Annotated in this window: 20 protein-coding genes and 13 pseudogenes; 13 read left to right on the top strand and 20 right to left on the bottom strand. The window is 70.5% G+C overall.

Annotated features, from left to right (window positions below):
• The first annotated feature begins 946 nt into the window (after positions 1 to 946).
• From RBJ77_RS25555 to RBJ77_RS25545, 3 genes are all read left to right on the top strand, one after another.
• Positions 947 to 1,117: a hypothetical protein gene (locus RBJ77_RS25555; RefSeq protein ID WP_372347177.1), complete on the top strand. Its 171-nt coding sequence runs from the start codon at positions 947 to 949 to the stop codon at positions 1,115 to 1,117.
• A 73-nt stretch (positions 1,118 to 1,190) separates the two neighbouring features.
• Positions 1,191 to 1,397: a hypothetical protein gene (locus tag RBJ77_RS25550; protein WP_372347176.1), complete on the top strand. Its 207-nt coding sequence runs from the start codon at positions 1,191 to 1,193 to the stop codon at positions 1,395 to 1,397.
• A gap of 142 nt (positions 1,398 to 1,539) precedes the next feature.
• Positions 1,540 to 2,259, top strand: coding sequence for an ATP-binding cassette domain-containing protein (locus tag RBJ77_RS25545; RefSeq protein ID WP_372347175.1), 720 nt, complete (start codon positions 1,540 to 1,542; stop codon positions 2,257 to 2,259).
• Positions 2,260 to 2,750: 491 nt separating this feature from the next.
• On the opposite strand, the gene RBJ77_RS25540 is transcribed toward RBJ77_RS25545, so the two are convergent.
• The gene (locus RBJ77_RS25540) at positions 2,751 to 3,053 is read right to left on the bottom strand and encodes a hypothetical protein (RefSeq protein ID WP_372347174.1); all 303 of its coding nucleotides are present in this window, start codon (positions 3,051 to 3,053) and stop codon (positions 2,751 to 2,753) included.
• A gap of 47 nt (positions 3,054 to 3,100) precedes the next feature.
• Here RBJ77_RS25540 and RBJ77_RS25535 point away from each other — a divergent pair, with 47 nt between their 5' ends.
• Positions 3,101 to 3,571 (top strand): hypothetical protein, encoded by a 471-nt coding sequence (locus tag RBJ77_RS25535; RefSeq protein WP_372347173.1) that lies wholly within the window; start codon positions 3,101 to 3,103, stop codon positions 3,569 to 3,571.
• Between the two features lie 13 nt (positions 3,572 to 3,584).
• Here the strand turns inward: RBJ77_RS25535 and RBJ77_RS25530 are convergent.
• Positions 3,585 to 3,927, bottom strand: a pseudogene (locus RBJ77_RS25530) (ATP/GTP-binding protein).
• 274 nt (positions 3,928 to 4,201) lie between these two features.
• Between RBJ77_RS25530 and RBJ77_RS25525 the strand changes: the two are divergent.
• Positions 4,202 to 4,570, top strand: coding sequence for an LLM class flavin-dependent oxidoreductase (locus tag RBJ77_RS25525; protein WP_372347172.1), 369 nt, complete (start codon positions 4,202 to 4,204; stop codon positions 4,568 to 4,570).
• Positions 4,571 to 5,273: 703 nt separating this feature from the next.
• Here RBJ77_RS25525 and RBJ77_RS25520 read toward each other — a convergent pair.
• Positions 5,274 to 5,576 carry a hypothetical protein gene (locus RBJ77_RS25520; protein WP_372347171.1) on the bottom strand — a complete coding sequence of 101 codons (303 nt, stop codon included), beginning with the start codon at positions 5,574 to 5,576 and terminating at the stop codon, positions 5,274 to 5,276.
• A 357-nt stretch (positions 5,577 to 5,933) separates the two neighbouring features.
• Here RBJ77_RS25520 and nucS point away from each other — a divergent pair.
• Positions 5,934 to 6,581, top strand: a pseudogene (gene nucS / locus RBJ77_RS25515) (endonuclease NucS); the annotation flags it as partial.
• Between the two features lie 210 nt (positions 6,582 to 6,791).
• On the opposite strand, the gene RBJ77_RS25510 reads toward nucS, so the two are convergent.
• The 7 genes and pseudogenes from RBJ77_RS25510 to RBJ77_RS25480 all read right to left on the bottom strand — a co-directional run bounded on the left by RBJ77_RS25510 (position 6,792) and on the right by RBJ77_RS25480 (position 11,685).
• The gene (locus tag RBJ77_RS25510; RefSeq protein WP_372347190.1) at positions 6,792 to 7,010 is read right to left on the bottom strand and encodes a hypothetical protein; all 219 of its coding nucleotides are present in this window, start codon (positions 7,008 to 7,010) and stop codon (positions 6,792 to 6,794) included.
• Between the two features lie 52 nt (positions 7,011 to 7,062).
• Positions 7,063 to 7,488 carry a hypothetical protein gene (locus RBJ77_RS25505; RefSeq protein ID WP_372347189.1) on the bottom strand — a complete coding sequence of 142 codons (426 nt, stop codon included), beginning with the start codon at positions 7,486 to 7,488 and terminating at the stop codon, positions 7,063 to 7,065.
• Positions 7,489 to 7,715: 227 nt separating this feature from the next.
• Positions 7,716 to 7,991, bottom strand: coding sequence for a hypothetical protein (locus tag RBJ77_RS25500; protein WP_372347170.1), 276 nt, complete (start codon positions 7,989 to 7,991; stop codon positions 7,716 to 7,718).
• A 295-nt stretch (positions 7,992 to 8,286) separates the two neighbouring features.
• Positions 8,287 to 8,511 carry a hypothetical protein gene (locus tag RBJ77_RS25495; protein WP_372347169.1) on the bottom strand — a complete coding sequence of 75 codons (225 nt, stop codon included), beginning with the start codon at positions 8,509 to 8,511 and terminating at the stop codon, positions 8,287 to 8,289.
• A 950-nt stretch (positions 8,512 to 9,461) separates the two neighbouring features.
• Positions 9,462 to 9,872, bottom strand: a pseudogene (locus RBJ77_RS25490) (STAS domain-containing protein).
• A gap of 148 nt (positions 9,873 to 10,020) precedes the next feature.
• Positions 10,021 to 10,874 (bottom strand): annotated as a pseudogene (locus RBJ77_RS25485) (3-hydroxyacyl-CoA dehydrogenase family protein).
• Between the two features lie 172 nt (positions 10,875 to 11,046).
• Positions 11,047 to 11,685, bottom strand: a pseudogene (locus RBJ77_RS25480) (TetR/AcrR family transcriptional regulator).
• A gap of 920 nt (positions 11,686 to 12,605) precedes the next feature.
• Between RBJ77_RS25480 and RBJ77_RS25475 the strand changes: the two are divergent.
• The 7 genes and pseudogenes from RBJ77_RS25475 to RBJ77_RS25445 form a co-directional block, all read left to right on the top strand.
• Positions 12,606 to 13,337: pseudogene (locus RBJ77_RS25475) on the top strand (ABC transporter permease); the annotation flags it as partial.
• 10 nt (positions 13,338 to 13,347) lie between these two features.
• Positions 13,348 to 13,925: pseudogene (locus RBJ77_RS25470) on the top strand (ATP:cob(I)alamin adenosyltransferase); the annotation flags it as partial.
• A gap of 1,336 nt (positions 13,926 to 15,261) precedes the next feature.
• Entirely contained in the window at positions 15,262 to 15,522 is a 261-nt protein-coding gene (locus RBJ77_RS25465; protein ID WP_372347168.1) for a hypothetical protein, read from the top strand.
• Between the two features lie 354 nt (positions 15,523 to 15,876).
• Positions 15,877 to 16,552, top strand: a pseudogene (locus RBJ77_RS25460) (LuxR C-terminal-related transcriptional regulator).
• Positions 16,553 to 16,744: 192 nt separating this feature from the next.
• The gene (locus tag RBJ77_RS25455) at positions 16,745 to 16,930 is read left to right on the top strand and encodes a cellulose binding domain-containing protein (RefSeq protein WP_372347186.1); all 186 of its coding nucleotides are present in this window, start codon (positions 16,745 to 16,747) and stop codon (positions 16,928 to 16,930) included.
• 159 nt (positions 16,931 to 17,089) lie between these two features.
• Positions 17,090 to 17,713, top strand: coding sequence for a hypothetical protein (locus RBJ77_RS25450; protein ID WP_372347188.1), 624 nt, complete (start codon positions 17,090 to 17,092; stop codon positions 17,711 to 17,713).
• Complete coding sequence (locus tag RBJ77_RS25445; RefSeq protein ID WP_372347167.1) at positions 17,620 to 18,219, top strand: glycosyl hydrolase family 18 protein; 600 nt, start codon at positions 17,620 to 17,622, stop codon at positions 18,217 to 18,219. The genes RBJ77_RS25450 and RBJ77_RS25445 overlap by 94 nt, the downstream gene beginning before the upstream one ends.
• Positions 18,220 to 18,785: 566 nt before the next feature.
• Here RBJ77_RS25445 and RBJ77_RS25440 read toward each other — a convergent pair.
• The 10 genes and pseudogenes from RBJ77_RS25440 to RBJ77_RS25395 form a co-directional block, all read right to left on the bottom strand.
• Positions 18,786 to 19,240, bottom strand: a pseudogene (locus tag RBJ77_RS25440) (DUF2550 domain-containing protein); the annotation flags it as partial.
• A gap of 148 nt (positions 19,241 to 19,388) precedes the next feature.
• Positions 19,389 to 19,766: pseudogene (locus RBJ77_RS25435) on the bottom strand (F0F1 ATP synthase subunit epsilon).
• A 127-nt stretch (positions 19,767 to 19,893) separates the two neighbouring features.
• A pseudogene (gene atpD, locus RBJ77_RS25430) lies at positions 19,894 to 21,354 on the bottom strand (F0F1 ATP synthase subunit beta).
• Positions 21,338 to 22,271: pseudogene (locus RBJ77_RS25425) on the bottom strand (F0F1 ATP synthase subunit gamma). Before RBJ77_RS25425 ends, atpD begins: the two co-directional pseudogenes overlap by 17 nt.
• 209 nt (positions 22,272 to 22,480) lie before the next feature.
• Complete coding sequence (locus RBJ77_RS25420; protein WP_372347185.1) at positions 22,481 to 22,657, bottom strand: hypothetical protein; 177 nt, start codon at positions 22,655 to 22,657, stop codon at positions 22,481 to 22,483.
• A 131-nt stretch (positions 22,658 to 22,788) separates the two neighbouring features.
• Positions 22,789 to 23,124: a hypothetical protein gene (locus RBJ77_RS25415; RefSeq protein WP_372347166.1), complete on the bottom strand. Its 336-nt coding sequence runs from the start codon at positions 23,122 to 23,124 to the stop codon at positions 22,789 to 22,791.
• Between the two features lie 100 nt (positions 23,125 to 23,224).
• On the bottom strand, positions 23,225 to 23,467 hold the full coding sequence (locus RBJ77_RS25410; RefSeq protein WP_372347165.1) for a hypothetical protein: 243 nt from the start codon (positions 23,465 to 23,467) through the stop codon (positions 23,225 to 23,227).
• A gap of 17 nt (positions 23,468 to 23,484) precedes the next feature.
• Complete coding sequence (locus RBJ77_RS25405; RefSeq protein WP_372347164.1) at positions 23,485 to 23,757, bottom strand: hypothetical protein; 273 nt, start codon at positions 23,755 to 23,757, stop codon at positions 23,485 to 23,487.
• Positions 23,758 to 24,353: 596 nt separating this feature from the next.
• Entirely contained in the window at positions 24,354 to 24,749 is a 396-nt protein-coding gene (locus RBJ77_RS25400) for a hypothetical protein (protein WP_372347163.1), read from the bottom strand.
• Positions 24,750 to 24,843: 94 nt separating this feature from the next.
• Positions 24,844 to 25,193: pseudogene (locus tag RBJ77_RS25395) on the bottom strand (F0F1 ATP synthase subunit B); the annotation flags it as partial.

The raw sequence follows: 25,193 nt of genomic DNA, 5'->3' as shown, positions 1-25,193 counted from the left end.
CGGAGCGCGCCGGTCACCGAGGCACGACCGTGAACCAGGGACCTGGTGGGCGGTGCTGTCCGGTTCGGGCTGAGGCTGTCCGTGCGACGCTGCGCGCAGCACCGACAGTCCCAGGTCGAGCAGCGCCTCCTGGTCCCCGAACCGCTCGCCGACCGAGCGCGGCGAGGTGCTCGGTCAGCGTCCAGACCACCGCGATGACGGCGGACAGCGCCGCGAGGGCGGTCAGCGTCATCAGCAGCAGCGCGTGGACGGTGCGGCCCGCGATCCACCTGCGAACGGACGTCCGGTACCTGGGGTGCCCGCCCGCCCTCCGTCGCCACCTCACCATCGGCCCCAACTCCCTCCCCGTACCGGACTTGCCCGGCCTCCCCACGGGTGAATGGCTACTTTCCCCCGATCCGCACCGATCAACCCGCCAGGAGAAGGGCAACGAACGCGCCGCGCGGGTACCTGTTCCCGTGGAAGGCCGTCCCCGCACCGCGTGACCATCCCCGGAGGGCACCATCGTGAGGACTGAGGACCGAAGCCTGGCGGCGCTGGGCCTTGACGACGTACCGGCCAGGCAGCCCCTGACCTATCCCGGACGTCCCGCACCCGTACCGTCCTGCTCGTCGACGACGAAGCTCCTGAGCTGGACGTGCGCCCCCCAGCGGCTCCGGCGAGTGGTACGTCGAGGAGGCCGCCCAGCGCCGCCTCGACGAGGCCCTCGTGGACCGCGGGCAGGCCGCCACCGGCCGCCGCCACCCGGTGATCGCGGTCGGCTCGAACGCGTCCCCCGGGCCAGGTCACGCACAAGCTGACCCGGCTCGGCATCCCGGCCGCGGTGCCGATGGTGCCGGTGCGGGTGCGCGGGATCGCGGTCGGCTGCTCAGGGCACATCAGCCCGGCCGGCTACGTCCCGGGCACCCCTGTACGTGGACCGCGAGGCGGGAGACGCAGCTGAGTGGTGACGTGGCTGGACGCCACGCAGCTCAAGGCGGTCGACGACACGGAGTTCCCGGACTACCGGCGGGCGATACTGCCCGGCGGCGACTTCGAGATGACCATGCCGTCCGGGGAGCGGCTGAGCGGCGCATTACATCTACTTCAGCGCACGGCGTCCTCGCCGACCCGGTGACCGAGCGGCCGCGGCCCGGCGGGGCGACCAGTCGGGCTGCTCGACTCCCTCTGGAAAGGACTCGCCGCGGCTGATGGACCTGCTCGGCCCCGACGCGACGAGCTGGGTCGCCGCCGCGGGCGCCGACCGCCGGCTGCGCGAGCAGGGGCACTCTGATCTTCGGCGAGAGGGCTGGGTGCTGCCGCAGACCGAGTTCCTGCCGTACGCCGACGACTCCGCGCAGCCGCGTCCGTACGACGACCTGCCGCCGCTGGACGACTCGCTGCCGCCGCCCCGGTAGGGCACCGGAACCCTTTACTCACTCTTGGCCGGAACCGTCGGCGCTCGGATACCCTCTAACCCTTACGGGGGCGTGTGCCCCCGACGTCCTGAACCTTGTCGAACCTTTCGAAACCGTTCAGAACTTCCGATGGGTGCGGAGAATGATCGAGGCAGTCGGCCTGACGAAGCGCTACGGCGCGAAGACGGCCGTGTACAACGCTTTCCTTCCAGGTGCGGCGGGGACCGTCACCGGCTTCCTCGGACCCAACGGTTCCGGGCAAGTCGACGACGTGCGCATGATCCTCGGCCTCGACCAGCCGACCTCCGGTCACGTGACCATCGGTGGCGCTACCCGTACAGCAAGCTCCCGAACGCGCCGACGCCAGGTCGGCGCGCTGCTCGACGCGAAGGCCGTGCACGGCGGGCGGACCGCACGCAGCCATCTGCTGAGCCTGGCCCAGCTCGCCGGCATCCCGGCCCGCCGGGCTCGACGGAGTGCTCGGTGTGGTCGGTCTGCAGGAGGTCGCGAGACGCCGCTCGAAGGGGTTCTCGCTGGGCATGGGAGCAGCGGCTCGGCATCGCCGCCGCGCTCCTCGGCGACCCGCAGGTGCTGCTCTTCGACGAGCCGGTCAACGGGCTCGACCCCCGAGGGCATCCTCTGGGTCAGGAACCTGATGAAGTCGCTCGCGGCCGAGGGCCGGACGGTCTTCGTCTCCTCGCACCTGATGAGCGAGATGGCCCTCACCGCCGAGCACCTGATCGTCATCGGGCGCGGCCAGCTGCTCGCCGACATGATGCGTCGAGGACTTCATCGCGCACAACTCGGCGGGCTTCGCCCGGGTCCGCACCCGGACTCCGAGCCGCAGCAGCGCGGAAGCTGAGCGTCGCGCTGACCGGGCCGGCGGCCAGGTGCTGCCCGAGCAGGACGGCGCACTGCGGGTGACCGGGCTGCCGCTGCCGCGGATCAGCGACCTCGCGCACGAGTCGGACGTCCGCCTGTGGGAGCTCTCGCACCAGGCCTCGCTGGAGGAGGCGTACATGCGGATGACGCAGGGCGCGGTCGACTACCACTCCACCATCGACCAGCGCGCGGGTCTGCGCGAGCAGGTGCCGCCGGGCATGATGCCGCCGCAGCGGATGCGCCCGGTGCCGGGTCGGGAGCCAGCCGGGCTGAAAGGTACGCCCCGCCGCCGCCCCAGAGTGCAGCCGCGGCCCGATGCCTCAGCCACGGCGCGGATGCCGCAGGCCGCGGACCAGAACCCACGTACGCGGCGCCGCCGCCGCCGCGCGCGGCGGCACGACCATGGACAAGGACGCCCGATAGGTACGCCGCACGCCCTACGCCGCCGCAGCGGCCCCTGGCGGCGCCCGGCTACCGGCGGCACCGGCCCCAGGTACGCCTCGCCGATCCCGGTGCGCCGCGCCCGCTCGAGGACGCGCGCTCGCCTCCGAAGTGGACGAAGATCCGTTCCGTGCGCTCCACGATGTGGACGCTCGGCGTGATGATCGTGCTCATGGTCGGCATCGGCCTGGCCTCGGCCGCGGTCGTCTCCGCCGCCGACACCGTGACGCCGAGCGGCGACGAGGTGCTCAGCTTCGGCTTCTTCGGCGTCCTCCTCGGCACCATCTGCGTGATCACGCTCGGCGTCCTGACCATCGCGTCGGAGTACGGCACCGGCATGATCCGCACGACGCTGACGGCCTGCTCCAGCCCGCAGCCGGGTGCTCGCGGCGAAGGCGATCGTCTTCTTCGCGCTGGTCTTCGTCCTGACCACCGTGTTCGCGGCGCTCGTCAGCGCGCTCCAGAGTGGGCATCCTGGGCGATGGACTCGCCGGCCGGCTCCCAGTGGTTCAGAGGCGACCGTCGGCGTCGGCCTGTTCGTGGCGCTGCTCGGCCTGCTCGGGCTGGCCGTCGGCACGCTGGTGCGGCACTCGGCGGGCGCGATCACCATCATGATCGGCGTGGTGCTGCTGCCCGCTCGTCCTCGCGATCTTCATGTTCTCAGGTCGCTCAAGGACCTCCAGCAGGCCCTGCTGGAGTACTCGGTGCCCAGCCAGCTCGCCGTGCTCTACGACAACTCGGCACCGCCGGTTTCGGGCCCGACCGGCTGGGACCCGCTGTGGATCATGATCGCCGTGACGGGCGTGGCGCTCGGCGGCGCCTTCCTCACGCTCAACAACCGCGACGTGTAGGGCGGTTGCCCGGTCAGTACCGGGGCGCGTTCCTGGACCGCTGCACCTTCGTGGTGCGGCGGTCCCTTCGCGTTCCAGCACGCCTTGTGCCAGTGCCGCCGGTCGTCCACGCCGCCGTACTCGGGCCAGGCGACGACGTGGGCGACCCCCAGGGCCGATCTCCTGGTCGCAGCCCGGGGCAGCGATAGGTGCTTGCCGGCCGCGCTGGCGCCCGCCACGTGCCGCGCTCCACTGCTCGCCCTGCCAGCTCTCGGCGGACTGGAACCCCGCCGTAGCGCCGCCCCTCGTCGTCGCTGCCGCTGCTGGACGATCCGCCGCCCTGGGGGGCGGTTGCGACGCTGGGGGACACGGCTCACCTCACGAGTGTCTCTACGGGGTAGGGGTCACCACCAGCGTACGCCGAGGCCGACTGTACCCGACGCGGTCATCGCGCGCGCACCCGGCATGTGTTCTCCGTAAAAGTCTGCCAATCTGCATGCCCAGCCGTGTCCTTGGCACTTGCCAGCCGTTAATGCCTTCGGGAAGTGCCGCGTCGGGCCCTCAAGGAAGGCAGGAGGCGATGCGCGTAGGGACGTTTGTACTGGCCGCCCAGTTCAGGGTCAGGGCCAGGGGGAGGCACTGCACCGTGCGGTGCGGTCGGCGGAGGTCGCCGAGGAGGCCGGCCTGGACTCGGTGTGGCTCGCCGAGCATCACTTCGTGCCGTACGGGCACGTGCGTCGGCCGATCACGCTGGCCGCGTTACGTCGGCCGCACCCGCACGCGTCCGGGTCGGCACGGCGGTCAGCGTGCCGCCGGACCGCGCACCCGGTGGCCCTCGCGCGAGCAGGCGGCGCTGCTGCACCTGACGTCCGGCGGGCGCTTCGCTGGGCGTGGGGGCGCGGCGCCCCGGGTGGACCTGGAGGTCTTCGGCGCGGGCGGGAGTGTGTACGAGCAGGTTCCCGAACTGCTTCGACCTGCCGCTGCGCTGGCTGCGCGACTACGTGGCGAGCCGAGGGCTGAGCGGCTCGCCTTCCGGCACGGACCCGGTCGTGCCGCGCCCCGCCGAGGCGCGAACGGCGGCACCGACACCGAGAGGGTCCTGGAGGTCGTCGTCGCCCGCACGTCGCCGAAGAGCGTCAGGCCTCGCCGCCGAGCGGCCCGCCGATGCCGCTCGGCATGCACGTCGGGGACGCGGAGAAGGCGGGAGATGGTCGCCTCTGTGGCGCGCGCTGCGCGCGCGGAGGCCGGGCGCACGCCGGACGAGATCATCGCCGCGCCGCACGTGTCCGCCGGTGTCGCCCAGATCGGTGACCGCACGCGGAGGCGGCCGGAGGCGCTCCTGAAGGCGATGCCGGGCTGGCCAGCTGAAGCAGGGCCTGGACGGCCCACGTCACGGTCGACGGACGCGCCCTGGGCGATGCGGACCCCTCGCGCACGCGGAGCCGCTGTGCGGCCTCCAGCCCGGTCGTGACTGCCCTGCGCGGATCGGCTTCGCCACCACGGCGGGAGCGGGACCGGCATCACGCGGTTCGCGCTGCTCGTCGAAGGCCCGGCGATCTCGCGGCGACGGAGGAGAACGTGCGCCGCCTGGGGAGCCGAGGTCCCGCCCCAACTCCGCTGATCGCCGAGAGGCCGCTCCGGCGCCGCCATTCGGTGCCTGCCGCCAGTACAGATGCACCTCCCGCGTACGGGCGGCCGGCAAGCCGAACCACGGCATCAGCCGTCAGCAGTCGCGCAGCTCGGGCGACTGGATTGAGCAGCTGGTTGCGGACCGAGGTGAAGCGGGCCAGCGTGTCGTCGTCCACCGCCGGGTCGAAGCGGGAAGCACCGCCACCCGGGTGGCAGTTCTGAACGCCAGCCGAACACCGAAGTGCCGCGCCGCAGCGCGCCGCGTATCGCGTCGCCGCGAGCGCACGCAGCACCGCCCGCGTGCCTGCTCGTCCGGCGGCGGCGTCTGGTTGTCGGCGAACCCTCCGCCGTCGACCTTTCTCAGCCCGGGCTTCGCCACTCTCAGGGAGCGGATCATCTCCCAGGCGTAAGGGCAGGGAGGTGTCCGGACGCAGTCGACAGAAGTCACCTTTCGTCGACCTTTCGCCTCGCCTCGGCCTGTTCCAACAGTGCCGGTGAGACGTCGAGCGACATGCTTCCTTCGCACCCCCGCCAGGAAGCGCTGACGGGACAGGCCGGGAGACCGCGAAACGCACCGCCCATCGAACACGTGCAGCGTGCACGCGTCGCGACCTCCCGTTTCTCTACGGTATGCAACGCGTCCGGGCGGCAAATAGGGCGTGGAGCGCATGGTTCGCACACAACCGTCAATAACGAACGGGGGCCTACTGGGGCGAAGTGCGTGGACCGAGGGTGTCGAGTAGCGTTGCCGACCATGCGTCTTGTCATCGTCTGTTGCCCGTGGACTACGCGGGCCGCCTCAACGCCCATTCGCCGTCGGCCCCGCGCCTGATCCTCGTGAAGGCGGACGGCAGCGTCTCCATCCACGCGGACGACCGGGCCTTACAAGCCCTCAACTGGATGTCCCCGCCGTGCACCTTGAAGGAGGGCGCCGGCGACGACGAGGCACGTGACCGTCATCAACAAAGGGGCGAGAAACTCATCATCACGATGGAGGAAATCCTCCACGATTCCTCGCACGAACTCGGCGTCGATCCGGGTCTCATCAAGGACGGCGGGAAGCGCACTCAGGAGCTGCTCGCCGACCATCGAGACGTTCGGCGAGGCTACTGCTGATCCGCCGCGAGTACATGACGGCGATCGGTCCGGTCAGACATCTTCAAAGCCGCGACGCCGACGGGCAGACCGTCGCCGTCGAGATCAAGCGCCGGGGCGAGATCGACGGCGTCGAGCAACTCACGCGCTACCTGGAGCTGTTGAACCGCGATCCGCACCTCGCGCCGGTCCGCGGCATCTTCGCCGCCCAGGAGATCGCCAGCAGGCACGCGTCCCTCGCCACCGACCCTGGGCATTTGGCCGCGCCGTCCTCGACTACGACAGATGGCGCATCGAGGACGACAAGCCCGCTTGTTCTGACCTGTACCGTTTCCCGGCCATTCGGCCGGCCGCGCCCCGTCAGGGGCGCGGGGGAACTGCGCGCTCAGCCATTAGAGCCAGCCGCAGACGCATCTGCTCGGTCCATGAGCAGATGCGTCTGCGGCATTTCGTGGGTTGCTTGCGCCCCGCGGCGGAGCCGCTGATCGACACAGCCTGTCACCCTGGACGGGGCCTCCTACATGACGGTGGCGGTGCTGGTGGCGCTGGTCCCCGTCGGAGACCGCGCGCTCGCCGAGTCGGACGTGTCCGGGGTCGTCTCCGGCGGCGTCGTCGGCGGCTCGGACGTCGGCGGGTCGTCGGCGGCTCGGACGTCGGCGGCTTGCCGTCGGCGGCTTGGTCGTCGGCGGCTTCGTGGTGGGGCGGCTTCGTGGTGGGCGGTTTGGTCGTCGGTCATGACTTCTGTCGGCTTAACTGGCGACTTCGAGCCGCTCGGGTCGTCCGACGGCTCACCGCTGGAGCCGGTCGATGCGCCGACCGTCCGCCGTGCCGGGGATGTCCTGGCCGGGGTCGGTCGGCTTCGACGACGACGAACCGCCGCCACCGCCCTGGTCGGCCTTGTCCGCGCCGAGCCCCCGCCGTTCTCCCCCGCCGACGCCGACGGGTTCGTGCCGACCTGTCGGACGATCGCCCGTCGTTTGTTCGACGGCGCCGAGCGTGACGACCGTGCCGAGCACCGCGGCGAGCAGCGCCCGGCGCCGGCCGCGACGACGCTGCGCCGGTGACGACCGACTTGTGCGAGGGCGCGGCCGCCGACGACGGTCGGCGGGGCCTGGGTGGGCCTGCCGGGTCACCAGCGTGTCCGGCTCGCGCGGCGGTTCGGGCAGGGCGTACGCGGCGGGCACGCCACCGGGCGGCGACTGCACCTCGTACATCGCGTCCGGGACTTCCTCGCCTGCGGCCGTGCGCCTGCCGGGCAGCGCGCCCGATGGGTCCGCGACCAGGCGAGCGCGCGGGCGTCCGGCGATCGTGCCGCGCTTGTCGGCGAGGGCGCCGCGCGTGCAGGCCGATGGAGGCCTCCAGCTCGCAAGTGGGGCCCGTCGAGCTGCCCGCCGAGCAGCGGAGGATGCCCAACTCGTGGTGGAAATAGGCTCTGGGGACCTCACCGCCAGCCGGGTGGCCTCCTGCCCGCAGCGCCTGCTCCCAGGCGCTCCAGGCGAGCCCGGCGGCGGCGGGCGCGGCCGCTCCTGGCCAGCTCCACGGACGCGCTGGTCCTGCCGTCGACGGGCGGCGTCGTGGACGGCACGAGGCCAGGAGCGGCCAGTACGGCATCGGACTCGGCGGCGACCCGCTCGGGCCCGACCGACGGGTGACCGGCCCACCAGGCGTAGTGCCGGGCGGCGTCCGCGTACCCGACCGTGTCGTCGGCGTAGCCCACGGCCCCAGTTGGGTCTGCACTCCGGGAGGCGAGCCGGTAGCGGCCGCCGACCGCGGTGACCAGTGCGCCGGCGACGAGCTCGGAGGGCCGCGTCGGCGTGCGTGTCGCCGACGAGCGCGGGCAGGGTGCGCCTGGTGCGGGATCTCGCCGCCCAGCGCGACGGCGAACCGCAGGCGGCGGGCCGACCTGCTCAGCCGGGACGCGAGCAGCGCGGCGGGGCGCGGCCCCGTCGGCGAGCGAGGGCAGCGGCACGTCGTGCCCGTCGGCGGCGTCGAAGGGCGTCGATCGGTGCGCCTCAGGCCCCGTAGTAGCCGTACTCGTCGAAGGCGCCCGGGTCGGCGCGCAGCAGGTCGCGCTGGCGCAGCAGGGCACCGGCCTGGGCGAAGCGCAGCGGCAGCCCCTGACCTCGAACCAGAGGTCGCCGGCCCACTGCGCCTCCGTCGGTGAGGACGCGGCCGACGGCCCGCTCCAGGAGTTCGAGGCTGCTGCCGCGGCCGAGCCCGCCGAGGAAGACCTCCACGTGGAGTTTGACGGCGCGGCGACGTCGGGCGTCGCGGACAGCAGGAAGGGCGCACCCGGGCGTCGCTTCGAGGAGTTCGTCGAGCGGCGCCGCTGAACCCAGGTCGTCCAGGTGTCGACGACGGCGCCGATCTCGTGGACGAGAGTTCGAGCAGCAGGGTGCGGTCGGGCGGTGCAGTGGTGCGTTGTAGACCGCGCCGGAAGAGGTCGTACAGGACGCCGCCGCGGAGCGGCGGGTGGCCGGAGAGCCGGACCACGCCGTCGGGCGCGACGTCGAGTGCAGTCCTCTGCTATCTGGTCGAGCAGCGCGGTGCGTCCGGAGCCGGACGCCGGCCGGTGAGCCGGACGGAACGGCCGCGCGCGAGTGAGCCGGACGAGCCGCCTCGCGGTTCCTCCCTGCCGCCCAGGAGCGGGAGTCGGCAGAAGCGGCCCGGGCGGCATCGAAGCGGGCGGCGCGCGCGCGCCTCGATGCGCCTCGGTGGCGTCGTACTTGACGGGCCGGCCGCGCTCGCCCGGCGGGCAGGGTTCGATCTCGCTGCCGTCGACAGGCTGACGGTCAGGGAGGTAGTCGCCGGACACGAGCCGCACGGTGCGTGCGACGCGGGCGCGCGCTGTGCCGAAGTCGGGTGTGAGCGGATCGCGCGGCGGACGCTGGCAGGGCCACCGGCGGCAGACGACGTCGTCGTGCCGGTCCTGGCTGAAATCTTCCGGTCGGTTCACCGGGTCCATGGTCAAAGCCCCCAAAAAGCGTGGTGTGCCGCTTTGCCCCTCCCGGGCCTGTGCACACTGCGCTGTCGCTTCTGGTCCGTGCCCGCGCATCGGGTGTCGTACCGCGGGCGACCGAACCCCTGGGAAGACCTTCACCAAGTATCTACGAACACCCGGGGTACCGCCCCGCCCGCCGTCACAGTCTCGCGAGGATTGTGAGCGCTTCCCACAGGAATGAACGGCTCATTCCCCTGTGGGCCGTTGTGGTCCGCTTTGCCCTTCCGCCGTTGCGAACCCTTTTGCCGGACGCGCGGCGGCTCGGGTCAGGACGCGTGGCAGCGACTCGACGTGCCGATGCCGCCTGATGGCCAGGATCCGGTGCAGCCGGGTCGCCACGAGGAGGCGCTGCATCTGGGGCGGCACCCCGCGCAGCACGAGCCGGCGTCCGCAGGCGCCCGGCACGCCGGTGGGCGCCCATGATGACGCCGAGCCCCGTCGCGTCCCACAGAGTCGAGTTCGGATTGCGGTCGAGCGCCAGGGTCACCGAGTGCCAGTCGTCGACGGCGGTGTGCAGGGACCGTACGGGCGTCCGCCGCGCTGCGGACGTCGAGGCGGCTGACGGCAGTCTCCGACGTGGTCGCCCCTGATGTGCATATGCGCTCGTGCAATCAAATAGTGACGAAGGTATCCGCGTGGATCTGGTATGTCACTGCAACTGACTGGCCGTGGAGGGGCCAGAAGTTGCCGTCTGTCAGCGAACCGATGCGAATTCACGGGTGACATGGCGTCAGGCGTGCACGATTCAGCCGTGCTTTGGCAGAACCCTTGCTTCCGCTCTTTTGCGCCCGATGTCGCTGGCGTCAGCCATCCGAAGTGCATCGCAGCTCCGGCGGCGCAGAACTTCTCGTCCTGCAGGCTCCGTTGACGTTCCCGGTCGCGTGGAGCAGGGATGTCGACGCCGGTCAGCGGGTCGGCGGTGGCCAGCGGGCCCATCGCGCGTCCGAAGCCGAGCTTGCAGGCGATGTCGATGTCCTCGGCGGTGCGGCGACGCCCGACTCCGTACAGCGCTTCGCGGCGCACTCGACGACGAGGGCGGAGATGAGACGGGTGGGCGACGAAGCCGGCCACGTCTGCGGCTGGCGGCGATGCGTGTCTGCCGACGGACTCGGCGAACTCCCGTGCGGTGGCGAGGGTTTCGTCGCTCGTCTTGTAGCCCGCGGACGCAGCTCGCACAGCTGCATCATCGGCACGGGCGAGAAGAAGTGCGCGCCGACGGACCGCGCGGGCTGCGCTCGGTGACGGCCGCGACCTTGGTGATCGGGATGGCGGAGGTGTTCGACGCGAGCACCGTGTCGTCCCGCACGATCTTGCCGAGCGTGCGGAAGATTCGTGCTTGACCTCGAGCTTCTCGAAGACGGCCCTCGACGACGATAAGTCGGGCGTCGGCGACTGGCGGTCCCAGACCGCGGTCGCGTGATGCGGGCGAGTGCTGCCTCGGCGTCCTCGGCGGCGAGCTTCCCTTGCTCAACGATCCTACGTCGTACGGCGCCTGGATGCCCGTCAGGTACCGCGCCGGAGGGCTTCGTCGGTGACGTCGCGCAGGACGACGTCCCAGCCCGCCTGGGCGGAGAGACCTGGGCGAGTACCGGATCCCATGGGACCGGCTCCGATGACGGCGAGCTTCCGCTGCCACGTGCGACTCCCTTAACCGCTTACCCGCTACACGTTGCTCTTTTGCGAGGACCCTAGCGTCCGTGATGCCGTGTGTGACCGCTTAGAGATGCGCGCGTCACGTCTCGAATGACGGACATCACACCGGGTTGGGTCATCAGGCGCCGCGTACGGCGTAGTTGAGCCTGCTGCCACTCAGGGTTCCCTCGATCTCGTCGAGCAGGCCGAGCATCTCGCGGGAGACCTCGGCGGGCCTGCCGCCCGCCATCATGCGGCAGCCCGATCTCTCCCCATGACGGTCTGGTGCACCCAGTTGATCTGGCCGGCGACCAAGGGCCGGCAGGGTGTCGGCCGGGTCGGCGCCGACCTCCTCGCGCAGGGTCGCCTCGATGTTCTCCAGGACCTCCTGGGACAGCCGCCCATCCGGGACCTGAGCGTGGGGCGCGTCGTGCAGCACCGCATGAACTGCTGGTAGCCGTCCATCAGGCCGACGCGCGGGGACCGCCTCGACCTCGCCGCGCAGTTCGCGCAGGACCGCGGCCGCCGCGGACTCCGCGCGTCGCGGCCGCGGACCAGCGCGACATCCGGTCGACGACGCCGGAGCTGGTCGAGGAACAGGTCCTCACTTGGCCGGGAAGTAGTTGTAGACGGTGTTCACGGAGACGTCGGCGGCGTCACGACCGCCTCCGCGACGGTCACCGCGTCGAAGCGCGCTCCAGGAAGAGCCCCGGTCGCCACGTCCGAGATGTACTGCCTGGTCTGCCCGCTTCTTCCGCTCCCTGAGCCCTTCTGCCATGGGGTCGATCCTGGCCGTTCGCTGGCTTCACTTAGTTTTTGGGGACGTTGCAAAGATTTAAGTGACTCTGTTTTCTGGTCCGCATGGCAGTCATCAGCACGTCCGGGCTCGCGGGACCTTCCACCAGGCGCGGCCCCCGTCGAGGCGGTCCGCGGCATCGACCTGCGCGTCGGGGCCGGCGAGATCCTCGCGGCTTCCTCGGCCCGAACGGCGCGGGCAAGACCACGACCCTGCGGATGCTCACGACCCTGCTGGCGTCACCGGCGCGGCGCGGCCACCGTCGCGGGCCACGACCTCGCGACCGGACCCCGGTCGAGGGTGCGCCGCGCGGTCGGTACGTCGCCCAGTCCGGCGGCGTCGGCGAGGCTGTCTCGGTGCGCGCAGGAGCTGGTCACCCAGGGCCGCCTCTACCAGCCGGGGCACGGACTCAGTCGGCCGACCGCGCCGGAGGGAGCTGGCGGCCGACCTCAGCCTCCTGACCGGCCTCCTGGACCGCAGGATCGGCCGCGCTCTCCGGCGGCCGGCGGCGCCACAGCCTCGACATCGCCACTCAGGCTCGCACTGCGGGTCCTCTTCCTGGACTGAGCCGACGGCGCGCGCTCGACCCCCGGCAGCCGCGCCGCCCTGTGGGACCTGGTTGCGCCTGGCTGCGCGACGAGCACGGCACGACGGTCTTCCCGACCACGCACTACCTGGACGAGGCGGACGCCCTCGCGAGACCGGATCGTCAGTCGTGGACCAGTCGTCGCCGCCGGCCGGCACCGAGCGCCCTCTAAGCTCGCGCGCGGCGGCGGGTCGATCGACGCGACGCCGTACAGGAGACCTTCCTGGCGATCACCGGCCGCGGACCCTGCGCGCCACGACCCCGGTGGCGGTGTGAGCGGCATGAGGACCCTGACCACGGACACCCTGCTGATCTTGGGCGGTACGCCCGCAGACCCTCTCCCTCCAAGTTCCAGATCCTCTTCAGCATCTGATGCCGCTGCTGTACCTGCTCTTCTTCGGGCCGCTGCTGACCGATCTGCCGCTGAGCGCCGCGGGCAGCTCCTGGCAGGTCCTGGTGCCCGGGCTGCTGCTCCAACTCGGCCTGTTCGAGGCCTCGTTCGCCGGGTTCTCGGTGATCCTGGAGGAAGAACAACGGCGTCGTGGAGCGGATGCGCGTCACGCCGGTCAGCCGGCTCGCGCTGCTGCTCGGCCGTGCTGCGCGACCACCGCGCTCTCCTCTTCCAGGGCCGTGCTGCTGGTGCTGGCCGCGCTGGCGATGGGGCTGCAGGCGCCGCTCGCCGGGGATCCTGATCGGCTTCGGCTTCGTCGCCCTGCTGACGGTCTCGCTCGCCTCGCTGTCGTAGCGCGCTGGCGCTCCGGGTCGCCACGCCGCAGGAGTTCGGTCCCGTCATCAACGCGATCGCGTGCCGTCGATGCTGCTGTCGGGCCTGATGCTGCCGATGGCGCGCTCGCGCCCGGCTGGCTGGACGTCCTCTCGCACGTCATGCCGGTCCGCGCTATCTCGTCGACGCGATGCGGGACGCGTACGCGGGCGAGCGCGACCGCAACAACCATGCTCTACGGGTTCCGTGAGTTCGCGCTCGCAGCTCGCGGCGCTTTCTGCGCCGTGACGAGTGGGCACACGTGTCTTCCGCAAGGCGGGCGCGCTGCAGCTGGCTGCATGGTCAACCCTGGACGCGCATCTACACCCGTACCGGAGACAAGGGCACCACCGCCCTGGGCGACACCGAGCCGCAACCGCCAAGACCGGATTCGCGGATCTCGGCGTACGCGGACGCCAACGAGGGCCAACGCGGTCCCTTCGGCACGGCGATCGCCCTCGGCGGCCTGGCGGAGGAGGTCGTGACGGTGCTGACGCGCGTCCAGAACGACCCTGTTCGACGTCGGCGCCGACCTCTCCACCCCGGTCGTCGCCGAGCCCGAGTACCTGCCGCTGCGCGTGGAGCAGTTCTACGTCGACAAGCTGGAGGCGGACTGCGACCGCTTCAACGCCGAGCTGGAGAAGCTGCGCTCCTTCATCCTGCCGGGCGGCACCGCCGGCGCGGCGCTGCACCAGGCGTGCACGGTGGTCCGGCGGGCCGAGCGCTCCACGGGCGGCGCTCGAGGTCCACGGCGACACGATGAACCCCTCACGGCGACGTACCGTCCGCCTCCGACCCTCCTGTTCATCCTGGCCCGCACGGCACAACAAGGAGCGATGTCGGGACGTGCTGCGGGTGCCGGGCGGGAGCGCTAGGCACCTTCATCCTGCGTCCGGACTGCTTTACCCGGCCGGCGTCTCTTTCTTTCGTAATGAACAGCGTAGACAGCGCGATGACCAGGTTGATGGCGATCACGAACAGCATCTTTATCGCTGCCATCGCCACGATGGAGAGCTTCGGTCGAGCCGCTGCTCGACGTACCAGATGAGCGCTGCAGCAGCCCGATTGGTGCGATGGCCGACGCAGACGATCCACAGCGCGCGGCCATGCCATCACTTGCATGGATCGCGTGGGATCTGCGTACCGGGGCGTCGTCGGGGCGGGCCGCTCAGCCCAGCGGTGGGCGACGCGGACGTCGACCCACTTGATCGTGTAGTGGCCGAGCGCGATGGAGTAGCCGATGTAGACGGCGGCCAGGCCGTGCTTCCAGTCGGGTTCGGCGCCGTTCTTGAGGTCGATGGCGGTGACGACGAAGAGCAGCACCTCCAGGAGGCGCTTCGCACAGCAGCACCGCGACGCCCGCCCGCGGCATCTTCGCCCAGTAGCGCAGCGCGAGTCCCCCGCCAGCAGCACCTGTGAAGGCGACCTCGCAGATGACGATCAGCGTGACGATCACGGTGGGCTCCTCGTTCTCCGCTTCCAGCGTCCCCGCCGAACGCCGCGTGATCGTCGCGTCGCAGGAGACGAACCCGACTGCATCCTTCGATGTAGCGGGGACCCGTGTGTTTCGTCCCGCGGGCACTGCGCGCCCGGCGCACCGCGGACGTGTTGATGGAGTCATGCAGCCGCCCCCGCCTCGCCCACCGCACCGCGACGACGTCCGATCGCCGCGCGGTCGGACCGCGCGGCCTGGTCCCTGTGGGCCTCGTCGGGCATCGAACCCGGGGCGGCTGTTCAACGGCTCGTGGCTGCTGGTGCCGCTGGCCGCCATGGCGGGCCTGGAGCTGCTGCGGCGCGACCCGGCCGTGGTTCGCGCTGTGCGCCGGCACCGTCGTGCTCGCCGCCGACCAGTGCACCCAGGGCAGTCTGGCGACGGTCCCGATGTACACGGACCTGGTGTACGCGGCCGTCCTGTACGGGTCCCCGGCCGCGGCCCGCCGCATCCCGTCGGCAGCGGGCTGGGCTGACCGTCGGCTCGACGCTGGGCACCTCGCCGCGTGGCGGCAGCCCGAGGCGCTGCTGATCGGGGGTCGCCGTCGGACTGATCACGTTCGCGCCCGCGACCACCGGCGTCCTGGTGCGCAACCACCGGAAAGGCGGCCGCGGCGGAGCGGCTACGGCCGAGCAGACCGCGCCGCTGGCCGAGATGGACCGCACTCCAGGCGGTGACGGCGGAGCGGGCCCGGATGGCGCGCGAGCTGTACGTGACATGGTCGCGAACCACCTTCGCGATCGCGATCCACCCACCGCCGCGCTGTCCATCGACGACGCGGCGACGACCCGTACCGCGCTGGAGACGATCCGCGAGAACAGCGTCGACGGGTTGGCCGATGCGCCGGCTCATCGTGGCATCCTGCGCGATTCGAGCGGCGACATCGGAGCCGGTCGCCGCGCCCACCTCTGGACGGTCTCGCCGCGCTGGTCGAGCACGCCCTGCACGAACGGCGCTCGACGCCGCCCTCACCCCTGACCGGGACCGCCACCGGCCTCGCCCGCGCCGGTCGAGCCGCCGCCTACCGCATCGTGCAGGAGTCGCTCACGAACGCCCTCAAGCACGCCTCGGCGGGCCGGGTCCCGGTCGTCGTCGCCTGCTCGGACGACCGGATCGAGGTCCGGGTCACCAGCCCGTACGGTGACCGGGACGGCGCCGCGGGCACCTGCCCTGGGCGCCGGGCTCGTCGGCATGCGCGAGCGCACGGCGCTGCTCGGCGGCACCTTTCGAGGCGGCCCGCTGGGCGCGGAACCCGGCGGTGCGGCCGGGGAGAGGCGTGGCGGGTGCGCCGTCCTGCCGCTGGAGAACCCCGTACCGGAAAGGGGAGTCCACGTGATCCGTGTGCTCGTCGCCGAGGACCAGGCCGCCGTCCGCTCCGGCCCTGGCGCTCATCCCGAACAGCGCGCCCGACATCGAGGTGGTCGGTGAGGTGGAGGACGGCGAGCGCGCGGTGGCGCGTGGCTCGCGAGCTCCGGCCCGACGTGGTCCCGCGATGGATGCAGATGCCGCGTCCGGACGGCGTTTCGGCCACCCGCGTGGTGGTCGGCGAGGGTCTCGCGGACGTCCTGGTGCATCACCACCTTCGACCTCGACGAGTACGTTCGGGCGCTGCGGGCGGGGGCGTCCGTTCCTGCTCAAGAACACCGGACGCGAAGGACCTGATCGCGGGCGTACGGATCGGTGGCGCGCGGCGAGGGCCTGATCGCGCCGGCCGTGACCCGCCGGCTGATCGCGGAGTTCGCCGCGTCCCCGCAGCAGCCCGAACCACCGTCCGCTCCGCCGGAGTTGGAGACGCTCACGCGCCGCGAGCGCGAGGTCCTGTCGTGCCTGGGCAGGGTTGTCCAACGCCGAGATCGCCGGGCGCCTCGACATGGCGGGAGGCGACGGTGAAGACCCACGTCAGCCGCCCCCTCGGCAAGCTCTCGATCTGCGCAGCCGAGCGCAAGCCGCGGTGCTGGCCCAGGAGTTGGGGCTCCAGGCGTTCCCGAAGGCTGGCCGAAACCCGTAATTGGTTTAGACCTTGACCGATGGTCCAGACCTTTCTATTCTCGCCGCACTGCGGTGAGCACATTCCCCACTCCGGTGCTCATGGGCGTCGCAGGGATCCACCCCCATCACGGGACCCTGAACTGAGGAGCACCCCGATGCGCTCAACCGACGTACCCAGACAGCGACTCTTCGGCACAGAACCACCGCCGCTCTGACCACCCTCCTGCTGCCCGCCGCCGCACTGGTCGGCCTCGCCACTCCCTCCCACGCGGCCGCCGAGGCCACCGCCGTCACCGCCACGTACGCCAAGACCCAGGACTGGGGCAGCGGCTTCGAGGGCAAGTGGACGATCAAGAACTCCGGTACCACGGCGGTCAGTTCGTGGACCGTCGAGTGACTTCCGTCCGGCACGACAGTGACGTCGGCCTGGGACGCGACCGTCACCAACTCCGCCGACCACTGACCGCGAAGAACCTTCTCCTGGAACGGGACGTTTTCGCGGCGCCTCGGTCTCCTTTTCGGCTTCAACGGCTCCGCGCCGGCGCGCCCCCAGCGGTTGCAAGCTCAACGGCGCCTTCCTGCGACGGCGGCGACGTGCCCGGCGACGCGGTCACCGCGCCCGGGCACTCCCGACCGCGTCCGCCATCACCGACACCTCGGCGAAGTCTCCTCCTGGCCGGCCGCCACCGACGACAAGGGCATCAAGAACTACGACGTGCTGCGCGACGGCGCCAAGGTCGCCACGGTCACCGGGCACCACGTACACACCGACACTTCGGGCCGACCGCGGGGCACCGACTACTCGTACACGGTCCAGGCCCGCGACACGGCCGACCAGACGGGTCCGCCTCCGGCGCGGTCAAGGTCCACACCACTGGCGGCGGCACCGACCCCGGGCAACCCGGGCACCGGTGACAAGGTCAAGCTGGGCTACTTCACCGACTGGGGCGTCTACGGCCGCCAGTACTTCCCGAAGAACCTGGAGACGTCGGGCCCGGCGGCCAAGGTCACCCACATCAACTACTGCCTTCGGCAACGTCCAGGGCGGCAAGTGCACGATGGGCGACACCTACGCCGACGACGGACATGGCCTACACCGCGGCGACCAACCCGTCTCCGGCGTCGCCGACACCTGGGACCAGGAACTGCGCGGCAGCGTTCAACCAGCTCCGCCAGCTGAAGGCCAACACCCCAACCTCAAGATCCCTGTGGTCGTTCGGCGGCTGGACCTGGTCCGGGCGGCTTCGGTCGAGACGGCGACAGAACCCGGCCGCGTTCGCCCTAGTCCCTGCTACAACCTGGTCGAGGAACCCGCGCTGGGCCGACGTCTTCGACGGCATCGACATCGACTGGGAGTACCCGAACGCCTGCGGCCTGACCTGCGACACCTCCGGGTCCCGCCGCGCTGCAAGGGGCTCACGCGCGCGCTGCGTTCGACCAGTTCGGCGCCAACAACGCTGGTCACCGTCCGCCATCACCGCCGACGGCTCGGCGGGCGGCAAGACTCGACGACGACCGACTACGCGGGCGCCGCCCAGTCCCTGGACTGGTACAACGTCGATGACCTACGACTTCTTCGGCGCCTGGGACGCGCAGGGGTCCGACGCGCCCCGCACTCCCCGCTCACCTCGTACGCTGGCATCCCGCAGGCCGGCTTCGACTCGGCCGACGCGATCGCCAAGCTGAAGGCCCATGGGCGTGCCCGGCCGCGAAGCTCCTGCTCGGGCATCGGCTTCTACGGGCCGCGGCTGGACGGGCGTCACGCAGAAGGAGCCCGGGCGGCACGGCGACGGGTCCCGCCGCCGGCACGTACGAGCAGGGCATCGAGCGACTACAAGGAACTCAAGACCAAAGTGCCCCGCCGAACGGCACGGTCGGCCGGCACGGCGTACGCGTACTGCGGTCCGACTGGTGGCGCTACGACACCCCCGGCGACGATCGGCGCGAAGATGAGCTGGGCGAAGTCAGCAGAACCTGGGCGGCGCGTTCTTCTGGGAGTTCTCCGGCGACACGGCCAACGGTGAGCTGGTTTCGGCGATCGACTCCGGCCTGAAGTAACGCTCACCCCGTCAAAGCCGAAAGCCGGGCTGGTGGAACGCCCCCACCCAGCCCGGCTTCTTCATGTCTCAAGGGGATCTGCGGGTCCGGTGCTGGTCGCACAGTTCCCCGCGCAAGAGATGCAGTGCTGCGCGAAGCGCATGCCTTTCAGGGGCGCGAGCTGCCAGAGAAGCGCACGCACCCGAAGCTTCCGCCGCCACATTGACCCGCTGCCCCGGCGGAGCCTGCCTCCAGCCACGCCACAGGAAAGCCGGTCAGCGCATCCTCGCTCATCGCGAGTTCGAGCCGGGAGCCACGATGCGTACAGGCGAGGACGATCGCGTCGGACAGCAGCGCCAGCTCCTCCTCGCCTCGGGGCCCGCCGCCCGGTGACCTCGATGGCGGCCCGTTCGAGGGATCCGCCGCGGCCGGGGCGCGTAGGAGAAGACGCGGAACCACTCGATGCGGTCACCGTTGTAGCGGGCGTCCCGCCACCAGCCCCTTGCCGGAGGTGTCCTCCGCGTCCGGCCCAGGCGCGTCCCACCGCAGGGAGCAGTCGAACGTCCCGCCGGACCCGCTGGATCAGCCGCCGCCGCAGGCTGAAGACGAAGAGCCCCAGCAATACGAGTACGACGACCGCGACTACGCACAGCACGAGAACGAGGACCATCTGCACCGACCTCCTCGCTTCGCGACGGATTCAAACGCCTGATAACGGAACAGCAAAAACAGTGATGGATCGCCTCAGCCGCGACCCGGTCCGGAGGTCATCTCCGGCCTGGGCCGCGGCTGAGGCCCGTCAGCAGGGCTCGCTGGGGTCAGCGGGCCGCCACCGCACGCAGACGGACATCGGCGCGCCGCTCGGCGGACGCGTCCGCGTCCGACGGCGCGGTCAGTGCCCGCTCCGCACGCTGGACGTCGATCTCGTCCGACAGCTCGGCGATCTCGCCCAGCCAGCAGCGACAGCTTGTTGTCCGCGAACGGAGATGAAACCGCCGTGGACAGCAGCCACGACCGTCTCGCCGTCGGTCGTACGGATCGTCACCGGGCCCGACTCCAGCACACCGAGCAGCGGCTGGTGACCGGGCATGACGCCGATGTCGCCGGACGTGGTGCGCGCGACGACCAGGGTGGCCTCGCCGGACCAGACACTGCGGTCCGCGGCGACGAAGCTCGACGTGCAGCTCAGCAGCCAAGGTGGGCTCTCGGGTCACCACCCGGCGGCACTCCGCTGCCGGGTGTTGGAGTCAAAGTCTAGTGGGCGTACGACGGGGGCGGGACACCCGCCCCCGTCAAAGAGTCAGCCACAAGTCAGCGACTGCGTCACCGGCCTTCAGGAGACGCCGAGCTCCCGTTGGCGTTGGCCTTGAGGTCCTCGATGCCACCGCACAGGAAGAACGCCTGCTCCGGGAAGTGGTCGTACTCGCCGTCGATGATCGCGTTGAAGGCCGCGATCGACTCGTCCAGCGGGACGTCCGACCCGTCGACGCCGGTGAACTGCTTGGCGACGTGGGTGTTCTGCGAGAGGAAGCGCTCCACGCGACGGGCGCGGTGGACGGTGAGCTTGTCCTCTCGCCGAGCTCGTCGATACCGAGGATCGCGATGATGTCCTGAAGGTCCTTGTACTTCTGCAGGACCGTCTTGACACACATGGCCGTGTTGTAGTGGTCCCGCCGCGATGTAGCGGGGTCCAGGATGCAGGACGTGGAGTCCAGCGGGTCCACGGCCGGGTAGATGCCCTTCTCGGAGATCGGACGGGAGAGAACCGTCGTCGCGTCGAGGTGGGCGAAGGTCGTCGCCGGGGCCGGGTCGGTCAGGTCGTCCGCGGGCACGTAAATGGCCTGCATCGACGTGATCGAGTGACCACGGGTCGACGTGATGCGCTCCCTGGGAGACCCATCTCGTCCGGCCCGGGACTCGGCTGGTAACCCACGGCCGAGGGCATGCGACCCAGCAGGGTCGAGACCTCGGAACCGGCCTGCGTGAAGCGGAAGATGTTGTCGATGAAGAACAGCACGTCCTGCTTCTGCACATCGCGGAAGTACTCCGCCATGGTCAGACCCGCGAGGGCCACGCGCAGACGGGTGCCCGGCGGCTCGTCCATCTGACCGAACCAGCGCGGTCTTGTCGATGACGCCCGGAGTCGGCCATTTCCTCGATGAGGTCGTTGCCCTCACGGGTGCGCTCGCCGACACCGGCGAACACGGAACACCGTCGTGGTTGTTGGCGACGCGGTAGATCATCTCCTGGATGAGCACCGTCTTGCCGACGCCCGGCACCACCGAACAAGAGCCGATCTTTCCACCCTTGACGTACGGGGTGAAGGTCGATGACGCGACGCCGGTCTCGAACATCTCGGTCTTCGACTCGAGCTCGTCGAAGTTCGGCGCCTTGCGGTGAATGGTGGATGCAGCTCACCGGTGTACTGCTCGTCGACGTTCAGCACGTCGCCGAGGGTGTTGAACACCTTGCCCCTTGGTGAAGTCGCCGACCGGCGCTGGTGATGGAGGCACCCGTGTCGGTGACCGGGGCGGCGGGACCAGACCGTCGGTGGGCTGCCGCGCTGGGAGATCGCGCGGACCAGGAAGCCGTCACCGAGGTGCTGGGCGACCTCGAGCGTCAGGAGTCTTCTTCTTGCCGATCCTCCGCCGGGTCGTTGACCTCGACGTGCAGGGCGTTGTAGATGTCCGGCATCGCGCCGACGGGAACTCCACGTCGGCGGCCGGGCCCGATCACCCGGGCGACGCGGCCCGTGGCAGCGGCCGTCTCAACAGTGGTCGTCATTACTTGTCACTCCCGCGGTCGCGTCGGCCAGGGCGCTGGCGCCGCCGACGATCTCGCTGATTTCCTGGGTGATTTCGGCCTGGCGGGCCGCGTTGGCAAGATCGGGAGAGCGTGTTGATCAGCTCTCCCGCGTTGTCGGTCGCCGACTTCATCGCGCGGCGCGTGGCGGCGTGCTTGGAGGCAGCCGACTGGAGCATCGCGTTGTAGATACGGCTCTCGACGTAGCGCGGCAGCAGGGCGTCGAGGACGTCCTCCGCCGACGGCTCGAAGTCGTACAGCGGAAGGATCTCGTCCTTGGACGAGGACTCTCTCCGCGACTCGGCTCCGGAGGCTGAGCGGCAGCAGACGGCCGTCGATGCGCCGTCTGCGTCACCATCGAGACGAACTCGGTGTAGACGATGTGGAGTTCATCCACGCCGCTCGCGCCGTCTCCCTTCTCGATAACCTCGATCAACGGGCCCGCGACCGTCTTGGCGTCGCGTACGTGGGCTCGTCGGTGAAACCCGACCCATGACTCCGCGACCTGCGTCTCGCGGAAGTTGTAGGGCCCGGGCCACGGCGGCCGACGATGTACGTGTCGACCTCCTGCCCTCGGCCCGGAGCCGCTCGGTAGGAGCTGCTCCGCGGCCTTGATCGCGTTTGAGTTGAAGGCGCCGGGCCGGGACCGCGGTCGCTGGTGAGCAGCAGCGCACGCGGCGCGGATCGCTGCGTTCTCCGCCTCCGTCGTCGAGCGGGTGCCCGGTGTTCCGACCCGGTCACCGCCGTGACCGCGCGCGTCAGCTCGGTCGCGTACGGCGTGCGCACCCGCGCTGCGCCTTGACGACGCGCGAGGCGGCGATCATCTCCATCGCGGTGATCTTCTTGGTCGCCGTGACGGACCGGATGCGACGCTTTGTAGACCGGAGCTGGGCTCCCATGAGTCGGTCCCTTCCGTCGTCACTTACCGGCGGCGGCGGGCGTCCTCGCCGAGAGCGCTGCGTCCGAGGTCTCGAGGCTGCTTCTTGAACTCCGCGACCGCGTCGATCGATGGCCTGGATCGTGTCGTTCGACATCTTGGCGCCACACTCATGATGGAGGTCATCAGGGCCCTGCTCGCTTGCGGTTGCAGGTAGTCGAGCATGGCAGCTCACGCTCGAAGCGACCGGATGTCGACGACCGGAGCCTCGTCCATCTTGCCGTTGGTACCGGCCCAGATGGAGACGACCTGGTCCCTCGGTGGCCATCGGCTGGTACTGAGCCTGCTTGAGCAGCTCGACCAGGCGCTGACCGCGCTCCAGCTACGGACCTTCGACGCGGCGTCCAGGTCGGAACCGAAGGCGGCGAACGCCTCCAGCTCGCGGTACTGGGCCAGGTCGAGACATGAGTCGGCCCGGAACCTGACGCATCGCCTGTGCTGGGCGGAGCCGCGACTCCAGGAGACCGAGATACCGACGTTCAGCGCGCGCGCGCTGACCGGCGTTGAAGAGGTCGGACTCCGGGAAGCACTGACCGTCGGTGATGGAGATGACGTTGGCGGTCGGGATGAACGCGGGAGACGTCGTTGGCCTTCGTCTCGACGATCGGCAGACCCGTCATCGAACCGGCGCCCAGCTCGTCGAGAGGCTTCGCGCAGCGCCTCGAGGAGAGAGACGCGAGTGCGAGGTAGAAGGCGTCACTGCCGGGTAGGCCTCGCGCCCCGGCGAGATGCGGCGGAGCAGCAGGGAGCACGGCGCGGTAGGCGTCGGCCTGCTTCGGAAGGTCGTCGAAGATGAGGACGTGCTGTGCCCTCATTACATCCACTGCTGGCCGATGGCCGAGGCCGGTGTACGGCGCCAGGTACTTGAAGCTTCGGCCGGGTCCGGACGCCGGGGCGAGCGACGATGGTCTCGTGCTACTCAGGGCACCGGCCTCTTCGAGCGCACCACGCACGCACGAGCGATGGTGGAGCGTCCTGACCGATGGCGACGTGGAGCGCAGCGGACCTCAGCGACGGGTCGCCAGTGCGCAGTTGTCGCTGGTTGATGATGTCGACGGCCAGGGCGGTCTTGCCGGTCTGACGGTCACCGATGATCAGCTGACGCTGGCCACGGCCGATCAGGTCATCACCGTCGACGGCCTTGTAGCCCGTCTCCATCGGCTCGATGCACCGACTTACGGGCCATGACGCGGGGCCTGCAGCTCAAGCGCGCGTCGGCCGCTGGTCTCGATCTCGCCGAGACGTCGATCGGGTTGCCGAGCGGGTCGACAGCGCAAGCCGAGGTAGCCCTCGCCGACGCCGACGGAGAGGGACCTCACCGGTACGCGTGATGGCTGGCCCTCCTCGATGCCGCTGAACTCGCCGGGGACGACCGCACCGATCTCGCGCTCCTCGAGGTTGAGGGCGAGACCCAGGGTGCCGTCCTCGAACTTCAGCAGCTCGTTCATGGCCGAGGAAGACCCTCCACCTTGGCAATGCCGACCGGCCACGGTGACCGTACCAGGCTATACTCGCGCGAGGCCGCGTCGGCAATACGCCTGGACCGCAAAGTTCTCCAACGTCCCGGATCTCCTCCGGCCGGATCGTAAAGCTCCGCCATCTGGGTTCCCTGCTCTGTATTTGGGCCCGAAGTGTTCTTGGGGTCTGGGGTCCAGCCCAGGAATCTCTGCACGGCCCAACTAGAGACCTTCGTACGTGGTGAGGCGTCAGCCGACCGTGCGGCAGCTGGCGTCCTCGATGCGGTCCGCGATGGAGCCGTTGACCTCGTCACCCACCTGCACATGATCCGCAGGGACCTCGGGGTCCGTCAGGTTCAGGTGCATCTGGCAGCTCGTAGAGCTTCGCCAGGAACTGGCCAAGCACTACTTCTACTGAGTCGCTCAGCAGGACCCGCCGTAGTGGCGGCCGCCATCGCTCCCAGCACTCAGCAGCAGCTTAGAAAGGGCAGAATCCCACTAAGCTATCCCAGGCACGTCTAAAGCACCGGCAAACCCTTTCAATGCCAAACTTAGCCCAACCGCCGAAACTTCTACCCCTAAAACACCTAGCCGGGCCGAAACCGCGATCGTTGGGGCGGCGCGGCACAGGGTGGTGGGCCGACGTCGGTCGAACCGGGACGGCTCGTCCTCGACGTCGTCGGTTCACCGGACTTCTGCGCCGCGGTCGGGTCCGCGGTGGCCCGGCTTTCGTCCGGGGGTCGACCGGGTCGCGCGGGCCGACCGCGGGAGCGGACCAGGCCGGCCACCAGGTCGGCGGAACCGCCGCCGATCTGGCCGCTGTAGACGGCCCGCAAGCTCGGCCTTGGCGTGCCGGCCTGCGCCGGGTCGGTCAGGACCCGACGCAGCGACCTCGCGGTCGGCAGCGCGGTCACCGCGGCCAGGTCGCCGGCGAGGGCGGCGTCACGGCCGACGTGTTGTCGGTCGCGCGTCCAGGCGCTCACGCGCGGCGGCGAGGGCCTCGCGGCAAAGCCGTGGGCGGTCATCGAGACGGCCTCTGCGCTGCCATCGAGTCATCGAGGGAGAGCGATTCGATGTTTACGACTGCCGGGCGTGGTCTCGAGGACTCGCCGACGAGCTTGCCGGCAGGTCGGTGGCCAGCTGGCGGCCCACGTCTGACGCAGCGCCTGAGCGGCGGCCTTGCGGTCGGCCTCGTCTGCGAGTGACCGGCGGCGTGATCTCTCACGCTGCCGCTGGCGCTTCCGCGCGCATCTCGGCGATGAAACGGCGCCCTGCTCTGCGCCTCTGGCGCAGCCGCGCGGCCTCGTGCCGAGCCTCGGCGAGCTGAGCCTTGTACTGCTCAAGAACGCTCTGGGCAAGTCTGGGCGGCCTCGGCCTTCTCGTACCGCCTTCCTGATCAGCTCGCGGCGCTCTTGGCGTCTTGTTGT

Source organism: Streptomyces sp. KL116D (assembly GCF_030766975.1).
Lineage (GTDB): Bacteria > Actinomycetota > Actinomycetes > Streptomycetales > Streptomycetaceae > Streptomyces > Streptomyces longispororuber_A.
The sequence above is the reverse complement of the archived record's forward strand: the minus strand, read 5'-3'. Positions and strand labels throughout refer to the sequence as shown.

Bases quoted from the DNA above. Each gene is read 5' to 3' on its own strand.
- RBJ77_RS25550 (WP_372347176.1), top strand. From the start codon at position 1,191: ATGGACCTGCTCGGCCCCGACGCGACGAGCTGGGTCGCCGCCGCGGGC.
- RBJ77_RS25545 (WP_372347175.1), top strand. From the start codon at position 1,540: ATGATCGAGGCAGTCGGCCTGACGAAGCGCTACGGCGCGAAGACGGCC.
- RBJ77_RS25520 (WP_372347171.1), bottom strand. From the start codon at position 5,576: ATGATCCGCTCCCTGAGAGTGGCGAAGCCCGGGCTGAGAAAGGTCGAC.
- RBJ77_RS25510 (WP_372347190.1), bottom strand. From the start codon at position 7,010: ATGACCGACGACCAAACCGCCCACCACGAAGCCGCCCCACCACGAAGC.
- RBJ77_RS25505 (WP_372347189.1), bottom strand. From the start codon at position 7,488: ATGTACGAGGTGCAGTCGCCGCCCGGTGGCGTGCCCGCCGCGTACGCC.
- RBJ77_RS25465 (WP_372347168.1), top strand. From the start codon at position 15,262: ATGGTCGCGAACCACCTTCGCGATCGCGATCCACCCACCGCCGCGCTG.
- RBJ77_RS25445 (WP_372347167.1), top strand. From the start codon at position 17,620: ATGGCCTACACCGCGGCGACCAACCCGTCTCCGGCGTCGCCGACACCT.
- RBJ77_RS25415 (WP_372347166.1), bottom strand. From the start codon at position 23,124: ATGAGGGCACAGCACGTCCTCATCTTCGACGACCTTCCGAAGCAGGCC.
- RBJ77_RS25410 (WP_372347165.1), bottom strand. From the start codon at position 23,467: ATGGAGACGGGCTACAAGGCCGTCGACGGTGATGACCTGATCGGCCGT.
- RBJ77_RS25405 (WP_372347164.1), bottom strand. From the start codon at position 23,757: ATGAACGAGCTGCTGAAGTTCGAGGACGGCACCCTGGGTCTCGCCCTC.